Source organism: Pseudoalteromonas sp. SR44-5, from assembly GCF_014163675.1.
Taxonomy (GTDB): Bacteria; Pseudomonadota; Gammaproteobacteria; order Enterobacterales; family Alteromonadaceae; genus Pseudoalteromonas; species Pseudoalteromonas rhizosphaerae.
The window spans coordinates 1-21,115 of sequence record NZ_JACJDT010000009.1 but is presented as its reverse complement, the minus strand read 5'-3'; the positions used below and the strand labels follow the sequence as shown (position 1 = coordinate 21,115).

17 protein-coding genes are annotated in these 21,115 nt (G+C 39.9%); 9 read left to right on the top strand and 8 right to left on the bottom strand.

Annotated features, from left to right (window positions below):
- The first annotated feature begins 67 nt into the window (after positions 1–67).
- The 4 genes from H5154_RS06915 to H5154_RS06900 all read left to right on the top strand — a co-directional run bounded on the left by H5154_RS06915 (position 68) and on the right by H5154_RS06900 (position 6,106).
- Entirely contained in the window at positions 68–877 is an 810-nt protein-coding gene (locus H5154_RS06915) for a DUF3025 domain-containing protein (RefSeq protein WP_182717853.1), read from the top strand.
- Positions 874–1,662: an ATP-binding cassette domain-containing protein gene (locus H5154_RS06910; RefSeq protein WP_182717852.1), complete on the top strand. Its 789-nt coding sequence runs from the start codon at positions 874–876 to the stop codon at positions 1,660–1,662. The genes H5154_RS06915 and H5154_RS06910 overlap by 4 nt, the downstream gene beginning before the upstream one ends.
- Positions 1,655–2,863 (top strand): ABC transporter permease, encoded by a 1,209-nt coding sequence (locus tag H5154_RS06905; protein WP_182717851.1) that lies wholly within the window; start codon positions 1,655–1,657, stop codon positions 2,861–2,863. Before H5154_RS06910 ends, H5154_RS06905 begins: the two co-directional genes overlap by 8 nt.
- A gap of 192 nt (positions 2,864–3,055) precedes the next feature.
- The gene (locus H5154_RS06900; protein WP_182717850.1) at positions 3,056–6,106 is read left to right on the top strand and encodes an ATP-binding protein; all 3,051 of its coding nucleotides are present in this window, start codon (positions 3,056–3,058) and stop codon (positions 6,104–6,106) included.
- 17 nt (positions 6,107–6,123) lie between these two features.
- Here the strand turns inward: H5154_RS06900 and H5154_RS06895 are convergent, their stop codons facing one another.
- The 6 genes from H5154_RS06895 to H5154_RS06870 form a co-directional block, all read right to left on the bottom strand.
- Positions 6,124–6,966 (bottom strand): UDP-2,3-diacylglucosamine diphosphatase, encoded by an 843-nt coding sequence (locus H5154_RS06895; RefSeq protein WP_182717849.1) that lies wholly within the window; start codon positions 6,964–6,966, stop codon positions 6,124–6,126.
- A 151-nt stretch (positions 6,967–7,117) separates the two neighbouring features.
- Complete coding sequence (locus H5154_RS06890; RefSeq protein ID WP_182717848.1) at positions 7,118–8,842, bottom strand: proline--tRNA ligase; 1,725 nt, start codon at positions 8,840–8,842, stop codon at positions 7,118–7,120.
- A gap of 90 nt (positions 8,843–8,932) precedes the next feature.
- Positions 8,933–9,637, bottom strand: coding sequence for a tRNA (N6-threonylcarbamoyladenosine(37)-N6)-methyltransferase TrmO (gene tsaA / locus H5154_RS06885; RefSeq protein ID WP_182717847.1), 705 nt, complete (start codon positions 9,635–9,637; stop codon positions 8,933–8,935).
- Between the two features lie 108 nt (positions 9,638–9,745).
- Positions 9,746–10,318, bottom strand: coding sequence for an outer membrane beta-barrel protein (locus H5154_RS06880; RefSeq protein WP_182717846.1), 573 nt, complete (start codon positions 10,316–10,318; stop codon positions 9,746–9,748).
- 222 nt (positions 10,319–10,540) lie between these two features.
- On the bottom strand, positions 10,541–11,011 hold the full coding sequence (locus tag H5154_RS06875) for an acyl-CoA thioesterase (RefSeq protein ID WP_145233918.1): 471 nt from the start codon (positions 11,009–11,011) through the stop codon (positions 10,541–10,543).
- A gap of 139 nt (positions 11,012–11,150) precedes the next feature.
- Positions 11,151–12,797: an electron transfer flavoprotein-ubiquinone oxidoreductase gene (locus H5154_RS06870; protein ID WP_182717845.1), complete on the bottom strand. Its 1,647-nt coding sequence runs from the start codon at positions 12,795–12,797 to the stop codon at positions 11,151–11,153.
- A gap of 195 nt (positions 12,798–12,992) precedes the next feature.
- Between H5154_RS06870 and H5154_RS06865 the strand changes: the two genes are divergently transcribed.
- The 4 genes from H5154_RS06865 to H5154_RS06850 all read left to right on the top strand — a co-directional run bounded on the left by H5154_RS06865 (position 12,993) and on the right by H5154_RS06850 (position 17,295).
- A complete protein-coding gene (locus tag H5154_RS06865) occupies positions 12,993–13,742 on the top strand; it encodes an electron transfer flavoprotein subunit beta/FixA family protein (protein ID WP_149981096.1) in 750 nt (249 codons plus the stop codon).
- Positions 13,743–14,669: an electron transfer flavoprotein subunit alpha/FixB family protein gene (locus H5154_RS06860; RefSeq protein WP_182717844.1), complete on the top strand. Its 927-nt coding sequence runs from the start codon at positions 13,743–13,745 to the stop codon at positions 14,667–14,669.
- A 321-nt stretch (positions 14,670–14,990) separates the two neighbouring features.
- Positions 14,991–16,814: a protein kinase domain-containing protein gene (locus tag H5154_RS06855; RefSeq protein WP_182717843.1), complete on the top strand. Its 1,824-nt coding sequence runs from the start codon at positions 14,991–14,993 to the stop codon at positions 16,812–16,814.
- A 49-nt stretch (positions 16,815–16,863) separates the two neighbouring features.
- Complete coding sequence (locus tag H5154_RS06850; protein WP_182717842.1) at positions 16,864–17,295, top strand: DUF3859 domain-containing protein; 432 nt, start codon at positions 16,864–16,866, stop codon at positions 17,293–17,295.
- A gap of 102 nt (positions 17,296–17,397) precedes the next feature.
- Here the strand turns inward: H5154_RS06850 and H5154_RS06845 are convergent, their stop codons facing one another.
- Together H5154_RS06845 and H5154_RS06840 are read right to left on the bottom strand one after the other, a co-directional pair.
- Positions 17,398–18,447 (bottom strand): methionine synthase, encoded by a 1,050-nt coding sequence (locus tag H5154_RS06845; RefSeq protein WP_182717841.1) that lies wholly within the window; start codon positions 18,445–18,447, stop codon positions 17,398–17,400.
- Between the two features lie 68 nt (positions 18,448–18,515).
- Positions 18,516–19,490 carry a DUF1852 domain-containing protein gene (locus H5154_RS06840; protein WP_182717840.1) on the bottom strand — a complete coding sequence of 325 codons (975 nt, stop codon included), beginning with the start codon at positions 19,488–19,490 and terminating at the stop codon, positions 18,516–18,518.
- Positions 19,491–20,002: 512 nt separating this feature from the next.
- On the opposite strand from H5154_RS06840, the gene H5154_RS06835 reads away from it, so the two are divergent.
- Positions 20,003–20,812: a sulfite exporter TauE/SafE family protein gene (locus H5154_RS06835; RefSeq protein WP_182717839.1), complete on the top strand. Its 810-nt coding sequence runs from the start codon at positions 20,003–20,005 to the stop codon at positions 20,810–20,812.
- Positions 20,813–21,115 lie beyond the last annotated feature (303 nt).

Here is a 21,115-nt window from a genome sequence, read left to right as displayed (position 1 = left end):
TTCTATTAAAGAGAACCAGTTTTTGCGGTAAACTCCAACCATAATAATTGTAAAGCTAAAGATACTCATGAAGCGTTTTACCCCTTACGAACAATGGCATAGCGCCAGTTTAGAAAATGGTGCATTTAGCCATTTAAATACACTGTTTTCTTTAAACGGTTTATCCGACTGGCCGCAATGTGCGTGGATTTCATCATTTTTAGATGCTAAAAATGCAAATCAGCAAACAATTCGCTTTGTTGAAGACGCCTGCTTTAGTGAGGAAGAGCGCTATTATGAGCAAATCATTTTTGATACCGGTAAAGTACCAACGCGACAACAAAATTGGCATGACTTATTTGGTGGACTTATCTGGTGTTTATTTCCTAAAACGAAAGCATTGATCAATCAACGCCATGTTGAAGAGATCACACTTCACGGCACTAAAGTACGCTCAAAACACCGCAATGCCTTAACCTTGTTTGATGAATGTGGGGTTGTACTTGCTGTAAGTGATAATGTTTGGCCTGCGTTACTTAAAAATCATCAATGGCAGCAGGCATTTATTGAGCAAAGAGCGTTGTGGGGTAAAACCATTGCGCCATTTATGTTCGGCCACGCTAATTATGAAATGCTAACAAAGCCGTATATTGGTCTGACAGGTAAAGCATTATTTGTAAAAGTACCGAGTGACATATTTTGTAAAGATTTAGCCCAGCAGTATCAGTATATTGATCAAACCCTTTATGAGATGATTAGCGTCGATAACTGTTTAAGGGACAATAGCCAGCTCTCACCATTACCACTGCTAGGCGTACCAGGCTGGTATGATAATAATAACCCCGAGTTTTATAGTAATACGGATTACTTTAGACCAAAACGAAGGACACGAACATGATAGAAGTTACGGGGCTTAAAAAGAAATTTAAGCTAACTAAAGACCATAAAAAAAACAAAGTCGATAAAATAGATCCCCGTGAAGATAAAGATTATTTTCATTCGGTGCGAGATGTCAGCTTTCATTGTAATAAAGGCGAAGTGCTGGGCTTACTCGGCCCTAATGGTGCAGGAAAAACCACCACGCTAAGAATGCTCTCGACTGCGTTAAAACCCGATGAAGGGCAAATAATTATTGCTGGTGAAGACATCATTAAAAAACCACTATTTGGTCGTAAGTCTATTGGTTTTCTATCTGGCAGTACCGGTTTATATGGCCGTTTAACGGTAAAAGAAAATATCGAATATTTTGCAAAACTACACGGTATGAGTAAAGACGCGATTAGAGCACGGTGTGAAGAGTTATTTGATTTACTCGATATGCATAGCTTTATTGATAAACGTGCTGATAATTTATCAACGGGTATGAAGCAAAAAGCCAATATAGCCCGCGCAGTTGTGCACCATCCGGCAGTCGTGGTACTTGATGAGCCGACCACTGGATTAGACATTATGACCACTCAAACGGTGATCGAGTTTATAAAACGGCTTAAAGCGCAAGGGACTCCTGTTATATTTTCAACCCATCATTTAGATGAAGTAGCGCTACTGTGTGACCGCGTTGCGGTGATCAACGAAGGTATCAGTTGTTTTGACGGCAGTCTTGACGAATTTAAAAAAGTGGGTAAAAGCGACGAACTTAATCAAGCGTTTATGAATATATTGACGGAGAAAAATAATGTTTGAAGTATTTAAAAAGGAATTAAAGGAGCTATTACGAGATAAAAAAACACTCATTTTTATTGTCGCATTACCAGTTGCTATCTTTCCATTATTATTTGCGGTGATGGCATTTATTAGTTCTCAAGCAACACTTGAAGCCGAACAAAAAGTTCATACCTATGCCATTATCAATGGCGAATATGCGCAATCATTCACAGATAAAGTTTTTTATCATAAAAGTTTTCAATTATACAAAGGTGATCACACCTTTAATACAGTTGCAGAGCTTACAGAGGCCGTTAAAGCCGGCACCATTGATATGGGTATTTTCTTACCCGCAGATGCCAAACAAAACCTTGATGACGCAAAACAAAGTCAGTGGCAAGTGGTTTATAACGATGCTAAAGCGATTAACTTTTTATTCGACAGAGTAAAAGAGCTTGCTGAAGAATTTGGTAATAAGCTAAGAGCTGAAAAACTATTAAGCTACGGTGTTTCAGTTGAGCAACAAAGTGCAATTATTGATCCAATCAAAGTTGTAAAAGTTGATACTGCTGATAAACGAGAAAATTTAGGTGAGAAAATAGGCGGCTTTATCCCTTACTTACTGATCCCATTAGTATTGATGGGAGCAACATACCCAGCAATTGATTTAGGTGCAGGTGAAAAAGAACGCGGCACATTAGAAACGTTACTATTGACACCAATCACCCGTACGCAACTTGTATTAGGTAAATTTATTACTTTACTTGCAGCGTCAATCGCCACCACAACGATAACCGTGTTGAGTATGGGCGTTTGGATCAGTATCGCGATTTCTTTCATTGATTTGGATGTGATAAAAACAGCATTTAGTTCATTACGCGTATTAGATTTGGCACTCATTTTTATTATTTTATTACCCGTCGCCGCGATTTTTTCTTCTCTTGCGTTAGCAATATCGATTTATGCGCGTAGCTTTAAAGAAGCTCAGAATTACATGACACCACTGAGTATGGGGGTGATATTTCCTATCATTGTTGCTTTACTACCGAATGTTGAGCTAACAGCTAAAACCGCATTTATACCGGTTACTAATGTGGCTTTAGCGATTAAAGAAATTATCAAAGGTACGATTGATTACACGTTACTTGGACTAATCTTTTTAGCGACCGTGATTGTTGCCGGTGCACTATTAGCATTTTGTGTTAAATGGTTTAATAAAGAAGAAGTCTTATTTAGATAATAAATTATATAGAAGTAGGCTGGGCGTGGTTGTTACAATACTCTTAGTTAAATAATAAAAATGACGGGCTAGCTCGTCATTTTTTATTACTATAGTTTCCTTAGAAAAACTAAGAATCGATAAAAAGCGCAGAGATAACTTTTTAATTGCTCTATAATGTAGTTTGTATTTGAAAGCAAACTGGCAATTTTGATGCGCAACTCACTGACATTTTTTAATTTATTTCGCAGTAATAAACTTTCTTTATTAGCATTGCTGTTTTTTTTCATCCTCGCAATACCTGCTTTATATATATTTGAGCTGAAAGTACGCAAAGATGTTTACCAGGTTGCCCAAACCACACTACAGCAAGAGCTTGATACAAAAGCACTGATGTTAAAAGGACATTTAAAAGACAGTGTTTCGTCAATCAACTTTTTAAATGCCACACCGCCTATCAGTGGCATCAGCCGAGCCGCTGCAAATAACCTTATTGATCCACTATTAAATACTCCCATCGCAATATGGCAAACGCGCTTAGCTGAAATATTTAGTGGCTTTATGCGCACTGACCCGCAGCTATTACAAGCCAGATATATTACCCTTGCTGATAATGGTCAAGAAATTGTCCGTGTTGATAGGATCAATGATGCTTTGGTTCGCCTAGAGGGAGACTTATTACAACAAAAAGGGCAGCGGGATTACATGCTTAATGCCAGCAGGTTAGATAGTGAATCTGTCTATATATCACCGATTAACTATAATCGAGAGCATGGCCAAATTCAGATCCCCTACGTGAGTACCTACCGAGTTGCTAAGCCGGTATTTAATAAACAAGGAGCAGTGTTTGCTGTATTAGTAACCAATTATTTTGCTGATGAGTTATTTAATAGTGTTACTTTTAGTTCACCTGCTGGGGTTGATGTTTATCTGTTAAATGATCAGCAGCAGTTTTTATTTCACCCAGATCCTAAACTGCGATTTGGTTTTGAGTTTGGTCAAGACATTACTTGGTCAAGTGTATTTAGTCAAAGCCAAGATATGAGCAGCCAAGCGACTTTACCTTTTCATGATTTACCAAGCCATTATTATTTAAAACAACGTATTAGTTTAGAAAATAACATTAGCATGTTGCCCCTTGAACTTGCGGTATCAATTAATACCGATATTTTGGCAAAAGACGTTGCTAAGCGTCGTGATCATTTTGTGCTGGTAATTATTTCACTTTTCACTGCTTTGTGGTTATTAGTGTGGTTATACCAAAGGTATATAAACCGCAAATTAGAGTTTCACTCCTTGAAGGAGCGTAATAACAAGATTATTGAAAATTCCCTCGATGCAATCTTAACAGTACAAGAGGATGGGCTTATCAGTAATGCCAATAAAACAGCGTTGCAGTTCTTTGATATCATTATTGATCACACCAAATTCACGCAATTATTTACGCTTGCTGAAAGTGATAATTCATGTATTGATGAAACCATAGCGCAGGGGTCAAAACCATCATTTGAAGGCGTGTATACTGATCCGCAGGATCAACAACACTTTTACTCAATTACACTTACTAGCGTGTTTGATATTTTTACCCAGCGCCACCAGGTTGCAGCGATTTTACGAAACATCAATTCACTTAAACAGACTCAAGTAGAGCTTGAAAAACTCAATAGTACGTTAGAGCAAAAGGTTCGCCAACGCACAACTGAACTTGAAAGTGCGATTGAACAAGCGTTGGCAGCCAGTAAATCGAAAAGTGATTTTATTGCTAACATTTCCCATGAAATACGTACCCCTATGAATGGTGTATTAGGGATGCTGGAAATGCTCAAAGAAGACACACTAACGCAACAGCAACAGCAATACCTAGAGCTGGCCAATAGCAGCGCTAACTCATTAATGACATTAATTAATGACATCTTGGATTTTTCAAAAATAGAAGCAGGTAAACTTGATATTGATAATCACAGTTTTGATGTGATTACTGTATGCAGTGATATGATCACCTCTATGGCATTACAAGCCCAGCGTAAAGGCTTAGAAGTGTTTTTGCATACCGATAAAGTTATTGATCGTATGTTAGTAGGAGATAGCCACCGATTAAAACAAATATTAATAAACTTACTTAATAATGCATTCAAATTTACCCATCAAGGTGAAGTCAGTTTGACTCTTGGATGTCAGTATCTTACTGAAGAAAAGTTATTAATGAGCTTTGTTATTGAAGATTCAGGCATCGGCATTGCTGAAAAAAATATCGATAAGTTGTTTGAGGCCTTTACCCAAGAGGACACCAGTACCACTCGCCACTTTGGTGGTACAGGGCTTGGTTTGTCAATTTGTCGTAAGTTGGCACAATTGATGGGCGGTGATATTAGCGTCACCAGTGAAAAGGGCCAGGGAAGCTGTTTTACAGCGCAAGTGCAATTACATATTGCAGCTGAGAAAAAGCTCAATACAGCCGTTGAGTTGGCAAAAGATATTCAGGTTGGCGTGCTGATAGATAGCGACAGTGTATATAACAATGTCACTAATTTATTGATTAAAAATTGCCAAGTAGCGGCCAATAATATTCAACGATTTGACTACCAAGCACAATATCAAGAGTTAAAAGTTGATTTACTGGTTGTTGATAATGATCACCCATACTTACAAACACTGATTAATTTATGTAATAAGCAGAATAAAAAATATGTATTAATCTTGCGGGATTTACTGCTTAGTAAAAAAGCCAAAGAGCAGGTGCCTGAAAATTGCCATGTACTTAATAAGCCGCTTACTCAAGATCAATTTAGCTATAAGTTAGCAAGTTTGTTTGGTGTTAATAATAGTTTTTTGGTTGCTAGCCAAGGTAGTGAGCAAACAGAATATGTTGAATACGATTTCTCAAATTTTAAGGTGTTATTGGTTGATGATAATATGATCAACCTTGAAGTTGCCAAAGCAATATTAAAAAATACCGGTGTCACTATTGTATGTGCCAGTGATGGCCTCGATGCGCTAGAAATATTAAATACAGAGCAAACAGCTTTATTTGATCTAATTTTAATGGATTGCCAAATGCCAAACCTCAATGGCTATGACACGACCTCTGCAATTCGCAGCAACAAAGCTGGTGCTGACTATGCGAAAGTGCCTATTATCGCTATGACTGCCAGCGCTATGGCAGGTGACAGAGAACGCTGTATTACAGCTGGTATGAATGATTATATTACCAAACCCATAAAGCCAAAAGTTTTGAAAGACAAATTAGCTATGTGGTTAAAATAAACCACACAGTCTAAATTTTAAGCTGCTGATTTTTCAGGTTTAGCCTTTGGTCCACCAAGATTTTGATTAAGTTTGGTAATATCAGCAGAATTAATCACTGTTTGAGTGTCAGACCAGTGTAGCAATTCGATACGACCATTTTCTTGCTCTACTACTGCGGTACAACTTTCTATCCAATCGCCATCATTACAGTAAACAATGCCATCAACGACTTTGAGTTGTGGGTGATGAATATGACCGCAAATAATACCGTCTACGCCTTGCTTTTTAGCCTCATGAATAGCAGCATTTTCAAATGCCTCTATTGCTTCACGCGCTTTATGAACGCGGGCTTTTATCCAAGCAGCAAGTGACCAATAGTTACCACCATATAGGCGTCGAATACGATTAGTCCAGCGATTTAAAAACAGTAAAAAGTCATAACCTGTATCACCGGCAATACTGATCAGTTTGTTATACCTAGTTGCTGAGTCAAAATCATCACCGTGAACCAGAAGAAATCGTTTGTTGGCTTTGGTTGTGTGAATAAACTGCTGGTGGACTTCAATACCAAATAGGCTGTTATTGACGTAGTGCCGGAATGTTTCATCGTGATTGCCGGGAATATAAATCACTCGAGTACCTTGAACTGCTTTGGCTTGAATACAGGCTAATACTTGATAGTGACTAGGATGCCAATAAAAACTTCGCTTCATAGACCATAAATCGACGATGTCACCCACTAGATAAAGGGTATCGCACTCAATACTATTTAAAAAGTCGAGTAGGTAATCTGCTCGACAATCTTTATAGCCTAAATGTACATCGGAGATCCAAACGGCTGGGTAGTACTTTTTATCACTTTTTTCGATGTCGTGCATAGGAGGTTACTCACGGTGTAATAACAACAAAGTTAAGCAACTTGAATGACGTTTATAAGACTGTTTGACGAAACATCTATGACAATTAATGATCGTGCAAAAACAAAAAAACCGCATTTCGCGGTTTTTTTGTTACAGAGGGTGCTGATGATTAAGCGTTCATGGCCGCTTTGATTGCTTCAACAGCGCTATCAATATCTATCATTAGTTTTTCACCGGTACGGCGATTTTTCAGCTCAACCTTGTTTTCATCAAGATTACGCTCACCAATTACCAACGTGAAAGGTACACCGAGTAATTCCATGTCGTTAAACATCACACCTGGGCGCTCTTTACGGTCATCAAATAACACGTCTAAGCCTGCGGCTTTTAAACCGTCGTAAAGGTTATTAGCGATATCTGGTATACGATGCGATTTATGCATATTCATTGGCACAATAGCTAAATCGAACGGGGCGATTGGCTGTGGCCAAATAATACCGTATTGATCATTATTTTGTTCAATAGCCGCTGCGACAATACGCGATACACCAATACCATAACAACCCATAGTCATTATTTGGTTTTTACCGCTTTCGTTTAATACTCCCGCTTTCATCGCTTCTGAATACTTAGTACCAAGCTGGAAGATATGGCCAACTTCAATACCGCGTTTAATATGTAAAGTACCATTACCACATGGACTAGGATCACCTTCGACAATATTACGTAGATCAGCAACTTCATACTCAGTTACATCGCGATCCCAGTTAATACCGCTGTAATGCTCGTCATCTTTGTTAGCACCGGCTACAAAATCAGCCATTACGTTGGCTGTACGGTCTACTAAAATTGGCATGATTAAGCCAACAGGGCCTAATGAACCCGGTTTAGCACCAATGGCTGCAATTATGTCAGCCTCGTTTGCCATTTCCAGTGGAGAATCTACTAATGGATGTTTTTCAGCTTTAAGTTCGTTAAGCTCATGATCGCCACGTATTACTAATGCAACTAAACCACGTTGACCATCTTCATTTGGCGCGCCGTAAACAATCAGTGTTTTAACACTGCGATGAGGTTTAACACCATAGTGTTTCTTTAGCTCGTCGATAGTTTTCGCATCAGGCGTTGGGAATGCTTTTAATTCTTTTGCGGCAGCAGGGCGCGCTTCACTTGGCGCTAATGCTTCTGCTTTTTCGATGTTTGCTGCGTAGTCACTTTTATCACTAAAGGCGATAGCATCTTCACCTGATTCAGCTAACACATGAAATTCATGAGATACACTACCACCTATAGAGCCGGTATCAGCAATAACAGGACGGTAATCAAGGCCTAAGCGATCGAATATATTACAGTATGCTTTGTGCATTACTTGATAAGTTGCATCTAAACATTCTTCACTTAAATGAAATGAATAGGCATCTTTCATAGTAAATTCACGCGCGCGCATAACCCCAAAACGAGGACGACGTTCGTCGCGCACTTTTGTTTGTACTTGATACAAAGTAAGCGGTAATTGTTTATACGAACTTACTTCTTTACGAACAAAGTCAGTGATCACTTCTTCATGGGTTGGTCCTAACGCGAAAGTACGATTGTGACGGTCAGTAAAACGCATAAGTTCTGGGCCAAACTGCTCCCAACGGCCAGACTCTTCCCATAGATCCGCAGGTTGAATAACAGGCATCAACATTTCGATTGCACCTGATTTGTCCATTTCTTCACGCACAATGTTTTCGACTTTTCGTAACACGCGTAATCCAGAGGGTAACCAAGTATATAGGCCCGACGCGACGCGACGGATCATGCCCGCTCTTAACATTAATTGATGCGATACAATTTCAGCATCTGATGGCGTTTCTTTAAGTGTTGCGAGTATATATTGACTGGTACGCATGTTTATTCCGATAGTTATAAAATTATTATTTCAATTGGGCACTCAGTTTAGCAGCGGTTGCTTTTACACTAAAGCGCTAAGTGTGTTTTTCTAACTTTTTTCTATGCTAGTGACATAGTTATGCTCGTCGTTTACTTGCCAACGGATATTAAAATCATACAAGGTCATTCCATAACTTTGTTCACCCTCTTTTTGCTTTTTATAGGCAGGGCGAGGATCTTGCTTAAGTACATTACTAATAAAGTCATGCAACTGTGGGAAGTTGGTTTGCTGTTCAATAAACGCCTGCACTTGCGGGCTAAACTCAACGGTCATTTGCGTTTCTGGGCGCGTGTCAGCAAAGCCTGCAGTGGCATCAACCATGGCATCTGAATAAGGTAAATATGGTTTGATGTCTAAAATCGGGGTGCCATCAAGTAAATCTATGCCTGCCAATAATAAACACAGCTGGCCATTTTTATACTCTATGCCTTCAAGTTTGACGGCACTCATGCCTATGGCATTGGGTCTAAAGGTCGCGCGTGTGGCGAATACGCCTTTGCGCTCATTACCGCCTAAACGCGGTGGTCTAACCATGGCTGAGTAGCCTTTATCTGCAGTTTCATGAAAGCGAAACAATAACCAAATATGGCTAAATTCATCTAAACCACGAACAAATTCTTCACGGTTAAAATCAGCAGCAAATACCAACTTAGCTTTTGCTTGTGGAACTAAACGCGGTTGGCGAGGAATGGCGAACTTTTGTTTATAAGGAGATTGAATATGGCCAATAGCCGTTAGTTGAAAATCGCTCATGAAACTCAATTACTGTTAAAGATACGATATTCTAACCGCTAACAACAAAAAAGGCAGCTCGAAGCTGCCTTTTACTGCTAAATAACCTCAAAATAGGTTAAGCATTTCTTAGAACATATATTGGAATGAAACCGATGCTACATCCATTTCTGGATCAATTTCATCTTTTAGTTCATAGCGTTCATACTCAAAGCGTACCTGCATGTTGGTGGTGAATGCGTACTCGATACCTGCACCATAAAATACATCGCCTCCACTTTGATCTGCTGATATCTTACCAATAGCAGGAAGGTCGCTGGTTACCTCAGCATCCCATTCTAGCCAACCACCTTTAGCATAGACAGAGAAGCTATCCGTAATAGGGGCAGCTAACCGTGCGGCCAAAGACACACCATCAACTTCAGCATAGCTATCAATATCGCTTACTTCATCAAAGTTTTGATAGGCAAGCTCTAAACTTAAATACTTATTAAATTGCGTACCAACGTAACCCTTAAGCATTTGTGAATCATCATCAAAATCGATGTCGTCATCAGAGTCTTCAAATTTGAATGAGTATTGACCATAGCCAATACCTGTATATACGCGAGGGTAATCCATGTTTGTTGTTTCTGCACTAGCTGCAGTATTAAAACCTAACAATGCTAATGAGATAGCAGAAAGTGAAATTGATTTAATCATTTAATAGCTCCTTTACAAAATAAAAATATAACCTTTAAATTACCGGTTAATTTTAATATTGCATGGTGCGTGCCATGATTAATTTGGCTTAAAAACAGCCAGTTATAGTCTTTTATAGCATATAAAGTATACCAATGAGCGCTATTTAAACGCTCGTTCAGTTTGGCTGGAGAAAATATTTCTGACTAGGATGTAGCTTTTACAGATAGATAGTTTAGGTGATCAGGGTTCTGATTTATGCAATAAAGTTTCAGTTTCTATGGCAATCTCTTTCATCTTAATTGCGTAGTTTTCTAATTTTTTGTCTTCATTACTCACTGCGATGTATTCTGGCACTGCTACGGGGTAACCTGTTTCGTCCATGGCAACAAAGCTAATTACACAGTGGTTAGTCTCAACTAAATTACGCGTTTTCGGATCGCCACAGCGAACTTGTATAAAGATTTGCATACTGGTTTTGCCAGTGTGGGCAATTTTAGCTTCAACTTCAACAATTTGACCAACTAGAATTGGGCGACGAAATTTAACCCCAGCGACAGATACAGTGACACAGTAATGACCACTCCAACCAGCAGCGCAGGCATAACCTGCTTGGTCAATCCACTTCATGACGACACCGCCATGAACCTTCCCGCCAAAATTCACATCGGTGGGCTCTGCTAAAAAACGGAATACAACATTAGACGACGGCATAAAAATATCTCACTCATATATAATTCTTATTAGCATAGCGCAAAAAAGGGGCCGAAGCCCCTGCAATTTAGGATAGGTTTATAACTTATATGTAAAATATTATTTTTACGCTGTATCAAGCGCTTTAATTGTATTTAGATTACATATTTGGGTAGTTGGGACCACCGGCTCCCTCAGGTGTTACCCAGGTGATGTTTTGGCTCGGATCTTTAATATCGCAGGTTTTACAATGCACGCAGTTTTGTGCATTGATCACAAACTCGTCTTTGCCAGCAATTTGCTGTATCTCATACACACCCGCCGGGCAATAGCGCTGAGCAGGCTCGTCAAATTTAACTAAGTTAACATCGATAGGAATAGCGCTATTTTTTAGTTTTAAATGACACGGCTGAGATTCTTCATGATTGGTATTTGATAAAAACACCGAAGATAATTTATCAAAGCTGAGTTGACCATCAGGCTTCGGGTAATTAATGACACTGGCCTGATTTTTATCAACTAGCGTTGCGTGATCTGGGATATTATCTTTAAAAGTAAAAGGTAATGCCCCTGCAAAAATATTTTGATCAAGGGTGTTATACGCACCACCAAGAAATTTTCCTAGCTTATGCATCACAGGGCCAAAGTTACGTGATTGGTATAGCTCTTTATAAGCCCAGCTTTGTTTAAATGCTTCGCTGTAGTCAACTAAGTCAGTATGCTGTTGCTCGTTTGTAAGCGCGCTAAAGATCACCTCAGCGGCAATCATACCTGACTTCATCGCTGTGTGGTTGCCTTTGATTTTGGCAAAATTCAAGGTGCCAGCATCACAGCCGACCAACAAACCACCCGGGAAGTGCATTTTTGGTAATGAGTGTAAGCCACCTTTTGCAATCGCACGAGCGCCATAAGCAATACGTTCACCACCGGCTAATACATCTTTAAAGATTGGGTGGTGTTTCATGCGCTGAAATTCATCAAACGGGCTTAAATGCGGGTTTGAGTAATTTAAATCAACAATTAAGCCGACTACAACTTGATTATTATCACTGTGGTACATAAACGCACCACCGTTAGTATCTGCACTTAAGGGCCAACCGGTGCCATGAACTACCGTGCCTTGCTTGTGTTTAGCAGGATCGATTTGCCAAATTTCTTTAAAGCCTAAACCATAATGTTGCGGTGAGGCATCTTGATCAAGTGCAAATTGAGTGATCAGCTGTTTACCTAAGTGACCACGACAACCTTCAGCAAATACAGTGTATTTAGCACGAAGTTCCATGCCAGGCATAAAGCCATCTTTTTCATTGCCATTGCTATCAAGGCCCATATCGCCGGTAATAATGCCTTTTACTGTGTCATCTTCAATAATCAGTGAGTGTGCGCTAAAACCTGGGAAAATCTCAACCCCTAGGTTTTCTGCTTGCTCTGCAAGCCAGCGGCATACATTACCCATAGAGACAATATAGTTATCAGAATTATGAAATGTTTTAGGTGCGGCAAAGTGAGGGATAGCGGTGGCTTTGCTGTCATTATTAAACCAATATATTTCATCACTGGTTACTTTAGTGGTCACTGGTGCGCCAAGTTCTTGCCAATTGGGCAGTAACTCGTCCAAAGCGGTGGTTTCAAATACTGCGCCCGATAATATATGGGCGCCCACTTCGGAGCCTTTTTCAACCACGCAGATCATGCACTCTTGTTGTTTTTCTTGTGCTTGTTGCGCTAATCGTATGGCGGTAGCTAAGCCTGCAGGGCCTGCGCCGACAATAACGACATCAAATTCCATGGTTTCGCGTTCGACCATATTAACCTCTTTTATGTGACGGACCTGTGCCTTTACGAGGGCAATTTCATACTTGCAAATGAAACGTTACAGGCGATGAATAGTTTAAGGTTATTTTAGGTTGACGTTTACGTCAACAGGAAGTAGTCTGATTTCATAAAATAAATAGGTTGACGTACACGTTAGCTTGTAGGTTTAAATAATTATGGAGTTCCTATGAAAGTTCTCGTTCCAATAAAAAGAGTTATCGACTACAACGTAAAAGCACGCGTTAAAGCAGATAATAGCGACGTTGATCTAACTAATGTGAAAATGGCACTTAACCCATTTTGCGAAATTGCCATTGAAGAAGCTATCCGCTTAAAAGAGGCGGGCACTGCCACTGAAGTGATTGCTGTAACCATTGGTGCTAAAGCATCTCAAGAACAATTACGTACAGCTCTGGCACTGGGCGCCGATAAAGCGATTCATATTGAGACTGACGAAAAATTAGAATCACTGCACGTTGCAAAGCTGCTTGCTAAAATCGTCGAGCAAGAAGCCCCTGAACTGGTGATTTTAGGTAAACAGTCGATTGATTCAGATAACAATCAAACAGGTCAAATGCTGGCGGCTCTTACTGGGCGCGGGCAAGGTACGTTTGCATCAAAGGTCGACATAGCAAATGGCACTGTTAATGTGACGCGTGAAGTTGATGGCGGTTTACAAACAGTGGCATTAAAGTTACCGGCCGTAGTCACAACAGACTTACGTTTGAATGAACCCCGTTATGCATCATTGCCAAATATTATGAAAGCCAAACGTAAACCACTTGAGGTAATTGCAGCTGATAGCTTAGGTGTAGACTTAACCCCGCGTATCGAACTTGTTGCGGTACATGAACCGGCAAAACGCAGTGGCGGTATCATTGTTGATGATGTAGCCCAGTTAGTTGATTTATTAAAAACACAAGCGAAGGTGATTTAAATGAAAACATTAGTTATAGCAGATCATGACAATGGCAGTTTAAAGCCTGAAACTTCTAAAACCATAAACGCAGCATTAAAGCTTGGTTTTGCTGTTGATGTACTAATTGCTGGTGAAAACGTAGCACCAATGAGTGAAATAGTGGCCAGTATTGCAGGTGTAAACACCGTGCTGGTGGCTGATCATAGTGAGTATGCGCATCAGTTAGCTGAAAACATCGCAGATTTAGTGTTATCGCTTGCGCCAGATTATTCGCATCTTGTTGCTAGTGCCACTACAACGGGCAAAAATTTCATGCCACGTGTTGCCGCATTACTTGATGTTGCACAAATTTCAGAAATCATTGATGTGGTTGACGCTGATACATTTAAACGTCCAATCTATGCAGGTAATGCCATCGCAACTGTAAAATCACTGGATAGCAAAAAAGTGATCACCGTTCGTGCAAGTAGCTTTGATCTGCAAGGTGAGCAAGCTCCCGCTGAGAGTCGTGTTGTTGATTCTGTGTTTAGCAGTGAATTAAGCGCATTTGTAAGTGTTGAGCAAACCGAATCTGAGCGCCCAGAGTTAACTGCTGCGCAAGTGGTTATATCAGGTGGACGCGGTATGCAAAATGGCGAGAACTTTTCATTACTTAATGGTATTGCCGATAAACTAGGCGCGGCAATTGGTGCGTCTCGTGCTGCGGTTGACGCAGGCTTTGTGCCAAACGATATGCAAGTGGGTCAAACCGGTAAGATCGTTGCGCCTAACTTATATATTGCCGTAGGCATTAGTGGCGCAATTCAGCACTTAGCGGGTATGAAAGACTCTAAAGTGATTGTGGCTATCAATAAAGATCCCGATGCGCCAATCTTCCAAGTGGCAGATTATGGTTTAGTAGCAGATTTATTTGATGTGCTACCAGAGCTTGAACAAGCACTCTAATTTATAACGATTCTGGTTGTTAAAAGCTGTTGTGATCAGTTTACTGATCACGCGGCTTTTTTTCTTTTATTTTACCAATCAGAAAGTCTGTAATATCTAACTAAGTAATTACCATGAATAAGGAGTATCACTTGTCGTTTAGTGAGTTGGGTGCATTATTTTTTTAACACACATTGCCTTTTTACACTTTTTTTGCGCAAAATGTCAGGACACGCTAAGCTGAGGCTAAATGACTAGAAATTTAGAACTAAAAAATTAATAATCAATAAGCTAGCTTCACCCTTATCCCTTACATTTTTTAGAATACGTTGAGACCTCGCAGTGAAAACCAAAGCAATCCGCAATTTTTATATCAATGAAGAGCAGTCGGTCTATTTGCTTTCGCACCATGACGCCAAAAAACATCGCCAATGGTTGAATATCTGTATTAAGCAACTCACTAATTTAGGCTACAGCCAGGTTGAAATGATTGGCTCGGGTGCTTTTGGATTTGTATTTGCGGGTTTAGATGAGCGTAAACTTCCTTGGGTGTTTAAATTTTCACGTATCACCTTGGCGCAAAGTGTACGTGATCGACTTGAGGACGAAGCGTATATGCTCTCGCAAGTTGATAACCCATTAGTGCCTAAGTTTTATGCTTTTGAACGGATAAAAAAGCAGGGCATTTTAATGATGGCCCGCGCGCTGGGCGAAGACTTAGAAAAAGTATCACTTAAAAAAGGCCGCTTTAGCGCAGCAGCAATCGCCAGTTTAGCGCTAAAACTACGTAATGTATTAATAGACCTACGCACTCAGCAAAATGGCATAACGCCACAACCGATTGTGCATGGCGATATCAAGCCCTCTAATCTAGTGTGGGATGAACATACCCAAGGCTTATCGCTGGTGGACTGGGGCAGCTCGGTGTATGCCCAAATAGACAGTAATGGCGAGCCAATCACCAGTAACTTTATGGATTTAATGTCTGGCGATTTAAGTACCACCAATGCGCGGATGGGGGATGTGTATTTTATTGGTGATGAGCAAATGTCAGGTGCTAAATCATCGCCGCGTTTTGATGAGCAAGGCGTGGCGTCCACCTTATACGCACTGGCTTCTGCACAGTCATGCCGATTTGGCGCGCAAGTGATCCCAGCCAGTTCACTAGGGCTCCCTATGGAGCTTGCAAAAGTGATTGACGGTATGCTCTCTAAAAATAAAATTACAAGAGACGGGGCGGGTGATTACTTTATACGTAATATGCCTGCTATGGCAAAAGCATATTTACCAGAGCTCAATTTAGCTGAAGATGTGCGAGCCAATATTCCATTTTGGTTTGGTAACGATGACGAACTACCTGATACTGTGGTTTATAGTTCACGTAAACAATTTTTACGCCAAGCCGACCTCAATCAACAACTGCTTGATGTAAATGACGCTCAATTGGACCGGTATTATAAAGAATTCCTGTTTGATACCGGTGATACTGAAAAAGCATTTTTAGCCTCTATCAGCCGATTAGCAAAATATCCAGTAGTAGGGGGCTTAAGCTTTCATTGGAAAGAGGAATCACTGTTCGTTGAATCATCACTGATCATGCATGATGAAAGTTTAGGCCATGCTTTTACCCAAGCGGTTAATAATACCGTGATGTTGGCACAAGGCATTCATCAAAAAGGCTTATTTAAGTGTTGTTTATTTGATGCCAGAAAGACCATTCAACTGGAGCGTGATGGCACAGGGGCATTTAAGTTTGAACAACTTCCAGAGCTTGACTATGAGGTAATGAATTTAAAAAGCTCAGAAGTCACCCGACCACATTCTTATTTTGAAGACGGTAAAGATCCGGACGAGCAACTGCAGCTACCTAAAAAAGTGATCAAATGCGTATTTGAGTTAAACCAAATACATCATACCGGCTGCATTATTTTTGAAGCTTTACCAGATAGAATGAAAATACATCATTACTATCGTTTGTTAGATGGCACTAAAGAAGCACAGTTTAAGCGCTTGCTTAATAAGTTGATGCAATATGCGGTGAGCATTACTGATGTGGGGGTTGCCGGGTTTATGAAACTACCTTACAAAAATACCCGTGAGTTTGCCTTGTGTGATCGCCAGCCTGATTTTTTCTATCCTAAAGATCCTAAACGTTTTGGCGCTTAATTTTGCCGTGTAAATACGTTAAACTAATGCATCAAAAAAAGGATAAATAATGGCAAAAACTCAGCCCGCAATCACTATGCAAAGCTTTGGTATTTATACAAAGTGGGATTCATCATCAAAAGCCTTACCGCAAATTCAAGCATTTACCACAAAAGTACCCGCACAACTCGATGTGGAGTTTGGTTTTATCATTAATATTAAAAAAGCCAAAGGCGAAAAGCTTCATTATTGTATTTATCATCCTGACATACCGGATGCTGATGGTGAGGTAATGCCACCATTTGACGGCTTTGAATACGTTAAAGACAATGACTGGCACTTTTACTTAGGTGATACCTTGTGGCAACCTATCAGCAATAAAATAGGTGACTGGCGCATGACCATAGAGCTAAACGGTAAACTGATTGCCGATAAAACATTTTCAGTGTTTGAACAAGAGTCCATGTCAGAAATTGAGTTTTGGCAAAAGCGCGGGTATTAAATACTTTATGTGTATATAGGCTTATTGTATTTGTAGTAAGTGTAATTGTTGAAAATAAATTAGGACGAGGTGGTTACTCCACCTCATGAAATAAATTAGATTTTAATTACTTTGAGCCAGCTCTTTTCTAATAATCTCTGCGCCAGCGGTTAACGCATTGAGCTTACCTCTTGCAACTGCGCGAGGTAGGGGGGCCATACCACAGTTAGTACACGGGTAGAGCTTGTCAGCATCGACAAACTGCAGTGCTTTACGTAGCGTATTTGCCACTTCTTCAGGTGTTTCTATGGTATTGGTGGCAACGTCAATGGCGCCAACCATTACTTTTTTACCGCGAATAAGTTCAAGTAGTTCCATTGGTACATGAGAGTTGTGACATTCTAATGAGATAATATCAATATTAGATTGCTGCAGTTTTGGAAATGCTTCTTCGTATTGTCGCCATTCTGAGCCTAACGTTTTTTTCCAATCTGTATTGGCTTTGATGCCATAACCATAACAAATATGTACGGCCGTTTCGCATTTAAGGCCTTCAATGGCTTTTTCTAAACACGCAATTCCCCAATCATTTACCTCATCAAAAAACACGTTAAATGCAGGCTCATCAAATTGAATGATATCAACCCCCGCAGCTTCTAGTTCTTTGGCTTCTTGATTAAGAATTTTGGCAAATTCCCAAGCGAGCTGTTCGCGGCTTTTATAATGGTCATCATAAAGTGTATCTATCATAGTCATAGGACCTGGTAGCGCCCATTTGATCGGTTTTTTGGTTTGGCTGCGTAAAAACTTAGCATCATCAACAAAAACCGGTTTTATACGACTAACAGGTCCAATGACTGTCGGTACACTGGCATCATAGCGGTCACGAATTCTCACCGTTTTACGGTTTTCAAAATCTACACCGTTAAGGTGCTCAATAAATGTGGTAACAAAGTGTTGGCGTGTTTGTTCGCCATCACTGACAATATCAATACCTGCGCATTGTTGCTCTTGCAGAGAGATCCGTAACGCATCGTGTTTGCCGTCAATTAATTCATCACCTTGAAGTTTCCAAGGTGACCAAAGAGTCTCCGGCTCTGCAAGCCATGAAGGTTTAGGTAAGCTGCCTGCAGTTGAAGTCGGTAATATTGTTTTGCTAATAGATGTTTTCATAATAAATAATGCCATTTATTTGGGTTAACTTTTTAAGTTGCGATTGAATCTAACGATTGAACTCGCTATTACGCGTAATTAGCAGACCATTGCTCAAGCACTGTTTGATATGGCTTGATGAAGTGCTGCTCAGCAAATTTCCCCTGTTCATTCGCCAATTTACTGCGCTCTTCACGGTCATAAACAATTTGCGTGAGTGAATGATCTAGGTTCTTCAAATTTGGTTGATATGATTTCCCCGCAGTCGCATTGGCATTATAGATCTCTGGTCGGTAGATTTTTTGAAATGTCTCCATAGTGCTAATAGTGCTAATAAGCTCAAGATGAGTGTAATCATTTAGCAAATCACCAACAAAATAAAAGGCTAAGGGCGCTACACTATTTGGCGGCATAAAATAACGCACCTGCAAGCCCATTTTTTTGAAATATTGCTCAGTCAAAGACGGTTCATTTGGCTGATATTCAACACCTAACGCAGGGTGCTGATTTTCAGTACGATGATAGGTCTTGTTATCCGAAACACTTAGGCATATTACTGGCGGCTTTTTAAAGTGCTTTTTGTAGCTGTCAGAACTAATAAAATATTTAAATAGTTTGCCATGCAGCTCGCCAAAGTTATCAGGAATACTAAATTTAGGCTGATCTTTATTATGTTCTTGCAGTAATACACTAAAATCATAGTCGCGCACATAGGAGGAAAAATTATTTCCTACAATGCCTTCAATGCGTTTGTTAGTGTGATGATCAACAATATTTGTTTTCAATATTTCAATCGATGGAAAGCTATTACCACTGCCAGCAATATCCATATCAACAGAGATGATTTCAAGCTCTACAGAATAACGATCCGCTTTTGGGTTATCCCACTGCGCCAAGGCATTAAAACGGTTATCGATCATTTTTAAGGCGTTGCGTAAGTTTGCTTGACGATAACTGCCTCTGGCCAAGTTTGCAAAATTGGTAGTGATACGTGTATTAGCTGCTGGATGATAATTTTCATCGAGACAAATACTCTTAATAGTAAATGTGAAATCTTTAGTCATAGTGATCTATATCCAATTATCTGATTTAAAACCTGCGTTTATGCTGTGCTCTTGAGCGGATTAACGTTACTGATCTCGTAAGTGATGTTCACAGTTTTTGTGCCTGATGGCTTAATTAAAACCGCTGTAAAACTGTGTTGCCTCTAAGAGTTGAGCTATTTATACGTGGATCGATACATGAATAAAAACGGTTTAATTTCACCTAAAACATGAGCTGTATTCATCAACTAATAATATTGCACGCCATTAGCTATAAATTATCTGAAGTGGCACTTGAAAAAAAAGAGTTTCAACTTGGCCCTACAGACATTTAGACTTCTAGATGTGTAAGTTGTATTTATTTCATCTAAAACATGAGGATTATTCAGGGCTTAATTTAGCCAAATATATCAATAGACATCAGTTATATTGATATACTCGCGGCTAATATGGTGAGTGATAGCAGCTCAATAGGAAATAGAACCGCATTCATTTAGCATGAGTGCTCCCAAATTATAATAAGAGATAACGCAATGAGTGAATTGATAATGTTGATTTTATACTGCGCCTTACTTGGCTGTGGCGTAGGTTTTTTAGCAGGGCTGCTAGGTATTGGGGGCGGGCTGGTTATTGTTCCTGTGTTGAGTATTATTTTACTGCATTTTGAAATTCTACCAGCTGAGCAAGTCGTTATTGCCGCAATTGCAACGTCATTAGTATCAATATTATTTACATCAACGTCTTCCGCAATCGCACATCATAAAAATGGCAATGTTCCATGGACTCTTGCTCCTTGGGTAATGACGGGCGTTGCACTGGGGGCGCTTATCAGTGGCTTTATAGCGGCACTATTACCTGAGCAGGTTGTTCGCTTAGTGTTTGCTATCACAGTGGTACTTATTGCGATAAAGATGTTTGTAAGTAACAAGCGTGAGCCATCGGTTGAGCGTGGCATGCCCAATAAAAGTGTGTTAACCATTATGACCACGATCACCGGCGGCTTGTCTGCGATGATCGGTATTGGCGGAGGCGCGCTTTTGGTACCATTGTTAACGTTTTTCTCAGTCGATATGAAAAAAGCCATAGGGTGTGCATCCGCATGCGGCATTGTTATCGCATTATTTGGTTCAATTGGTTACATCAGCTCAGGCAGCTGCCATTTTGCACTAGAAGATGGATTTGCTGGATTTGTGTATTTACCAGCGTTATTCGGTATTATTTGCACATCCTGGTTTACCGCCCCGTTAGGCGCCAAAGCCACCCATCACTTACCAGTCACGTTAGTCAAAAAAATCTTCGCCGCATTGTTGCTAGTAACCGCTGTCAAAATGATTATGTATTAAAAGGAAGGGCACTGCAGTGAAACGAATAGAGCCAATAATTTATCAAATCGGTTCTATTTGCGTAGGCTAGCTCTTTAAGCGCAGCGAACCTTAATTTCTTTGTGAATAATTCACTAAAATTTTATTGCACAAAGAGGAAAGAATGAGAAATAAATGAGGGCTTAAATCTGAGAAAGCTAAGTCGTTTTTTAAATGAAAGTACATTAGAACATTTATGAAAAGTATCCGTATAAACGCAAAAAAGCTGGCACTGCCAGCTTAATTATTAAAATATTTTGTTAGCACCTAGCACCTAGCACCTAG

Bases quoted from the DNA above. Each gene is read 5' to 3' on its own strand.
- H5154_RS06845 (WP_182717841.1), bottom strand. From the start codon at position 18,447: ATGAAAACATCTATTAGCAAAACAATATTACCGACTTCAACTGCAGGC.
- H5154_RS06910 (WP_182717852.1), top strand. From the start codon at position 874: ATGATAGAAGTTACGGGGCTTAAAAAGAAATTTAAGCTAACTAAAGAC.
- H5154_RS06880 (WP_182717846.1), bottom strand. From the start codon at position 10,318: ATGATTAAATCAATTTCACTTTCTGCTATCTCATTAGCATTGTTAGGT.
- tsaA (WP_182717847.1), bottom strand. From the start codon at position 9,637: ATGAGCGATTTTCAACTAACGGCTATTGGCCATATTCAATCTCCTTAT.
- H5154_RS06900 (WP_182717850.1), top strand. From the start codon at position 3,056: ATGCGCAACTCACTGACATTTTTTAATTTATTTCGCAGTAATAAACTT.
- H5154_RS06850 (WP_182717842.1), top strand. From the start codon at position 16,864: ATGGCAAAAACTCAGCCCGCAATCACTATGCAAAGCTTTGGTATTTAT.
- H5154_RS06915 (WP_182717853.1), top strand. From the start codon at position 68: ATGAAGCGTTTTACCCCTTACGAACAATGGCATAGCGCCAGTTTAGAA.
- H5154_RS06865 (WP_149981096.1), top strand. From the start codon at position 12,993: ATGAAAGTTCTCGTTCCAATAAAAAGAGTTATCGACTACAACGTAAAA.
- H5154_RS06835 (WP_182717839.1), top strand. From the start codon at position 20,003: ATGAGTGAATTGATAATGTTGATTTTATACTGCGCCTTACTTGGCTGT.
- H5154_RS06895 (WP_182717849.1), bottom strand. From the start codon at position 6,966: ATGCACGACATCGAAAAAAGTGATAAAAAGTACTACCCAGCCGTTTGG.
- H5154_RS06875 (WP_145233918.1), bottom strand. From the start codon at position 11,011: ATGCCGTCGTCTAATGTTGTATTCCGTTTTTTAGCAGAGCCCACCGAT.
- H5154_RS06860 (WP_182717844.1), top strand. From the start codon at position 13,743: ATGAAAACATTAGTTATAGCAGATCATGACAATGGCAGTTTAAAGCCT.
- H5154_RS06905 (WP_182717851.1), top strand. From the start codon at position 1,655: ATGTTTGAAGTATTTAAAAAGGAATTAAAGGAGCTATTACGAGATAAA.
- H5154_RS06870 (WP_182717845.1), bottom strand. From the start codon at position 12,797: ATGGTCGAACGCGAAACCATGGAATTTGATGTCGTTATTGTCGGCGCA.
- H5154_RS06890 (WP_182717848.1), bottom strand. From the start codon at position 8,842: ATGCGTACCAGTCAATATATACTCGCAACACTTAAAGAAACGCCATCA.
- H5154_RS06840 (WP_182717840.1), bottom strand. From the start codon at position 19,490: ATGACTAAAGATTTCACATTTACTATTAAGAGTATTTGTCTCGATGAA.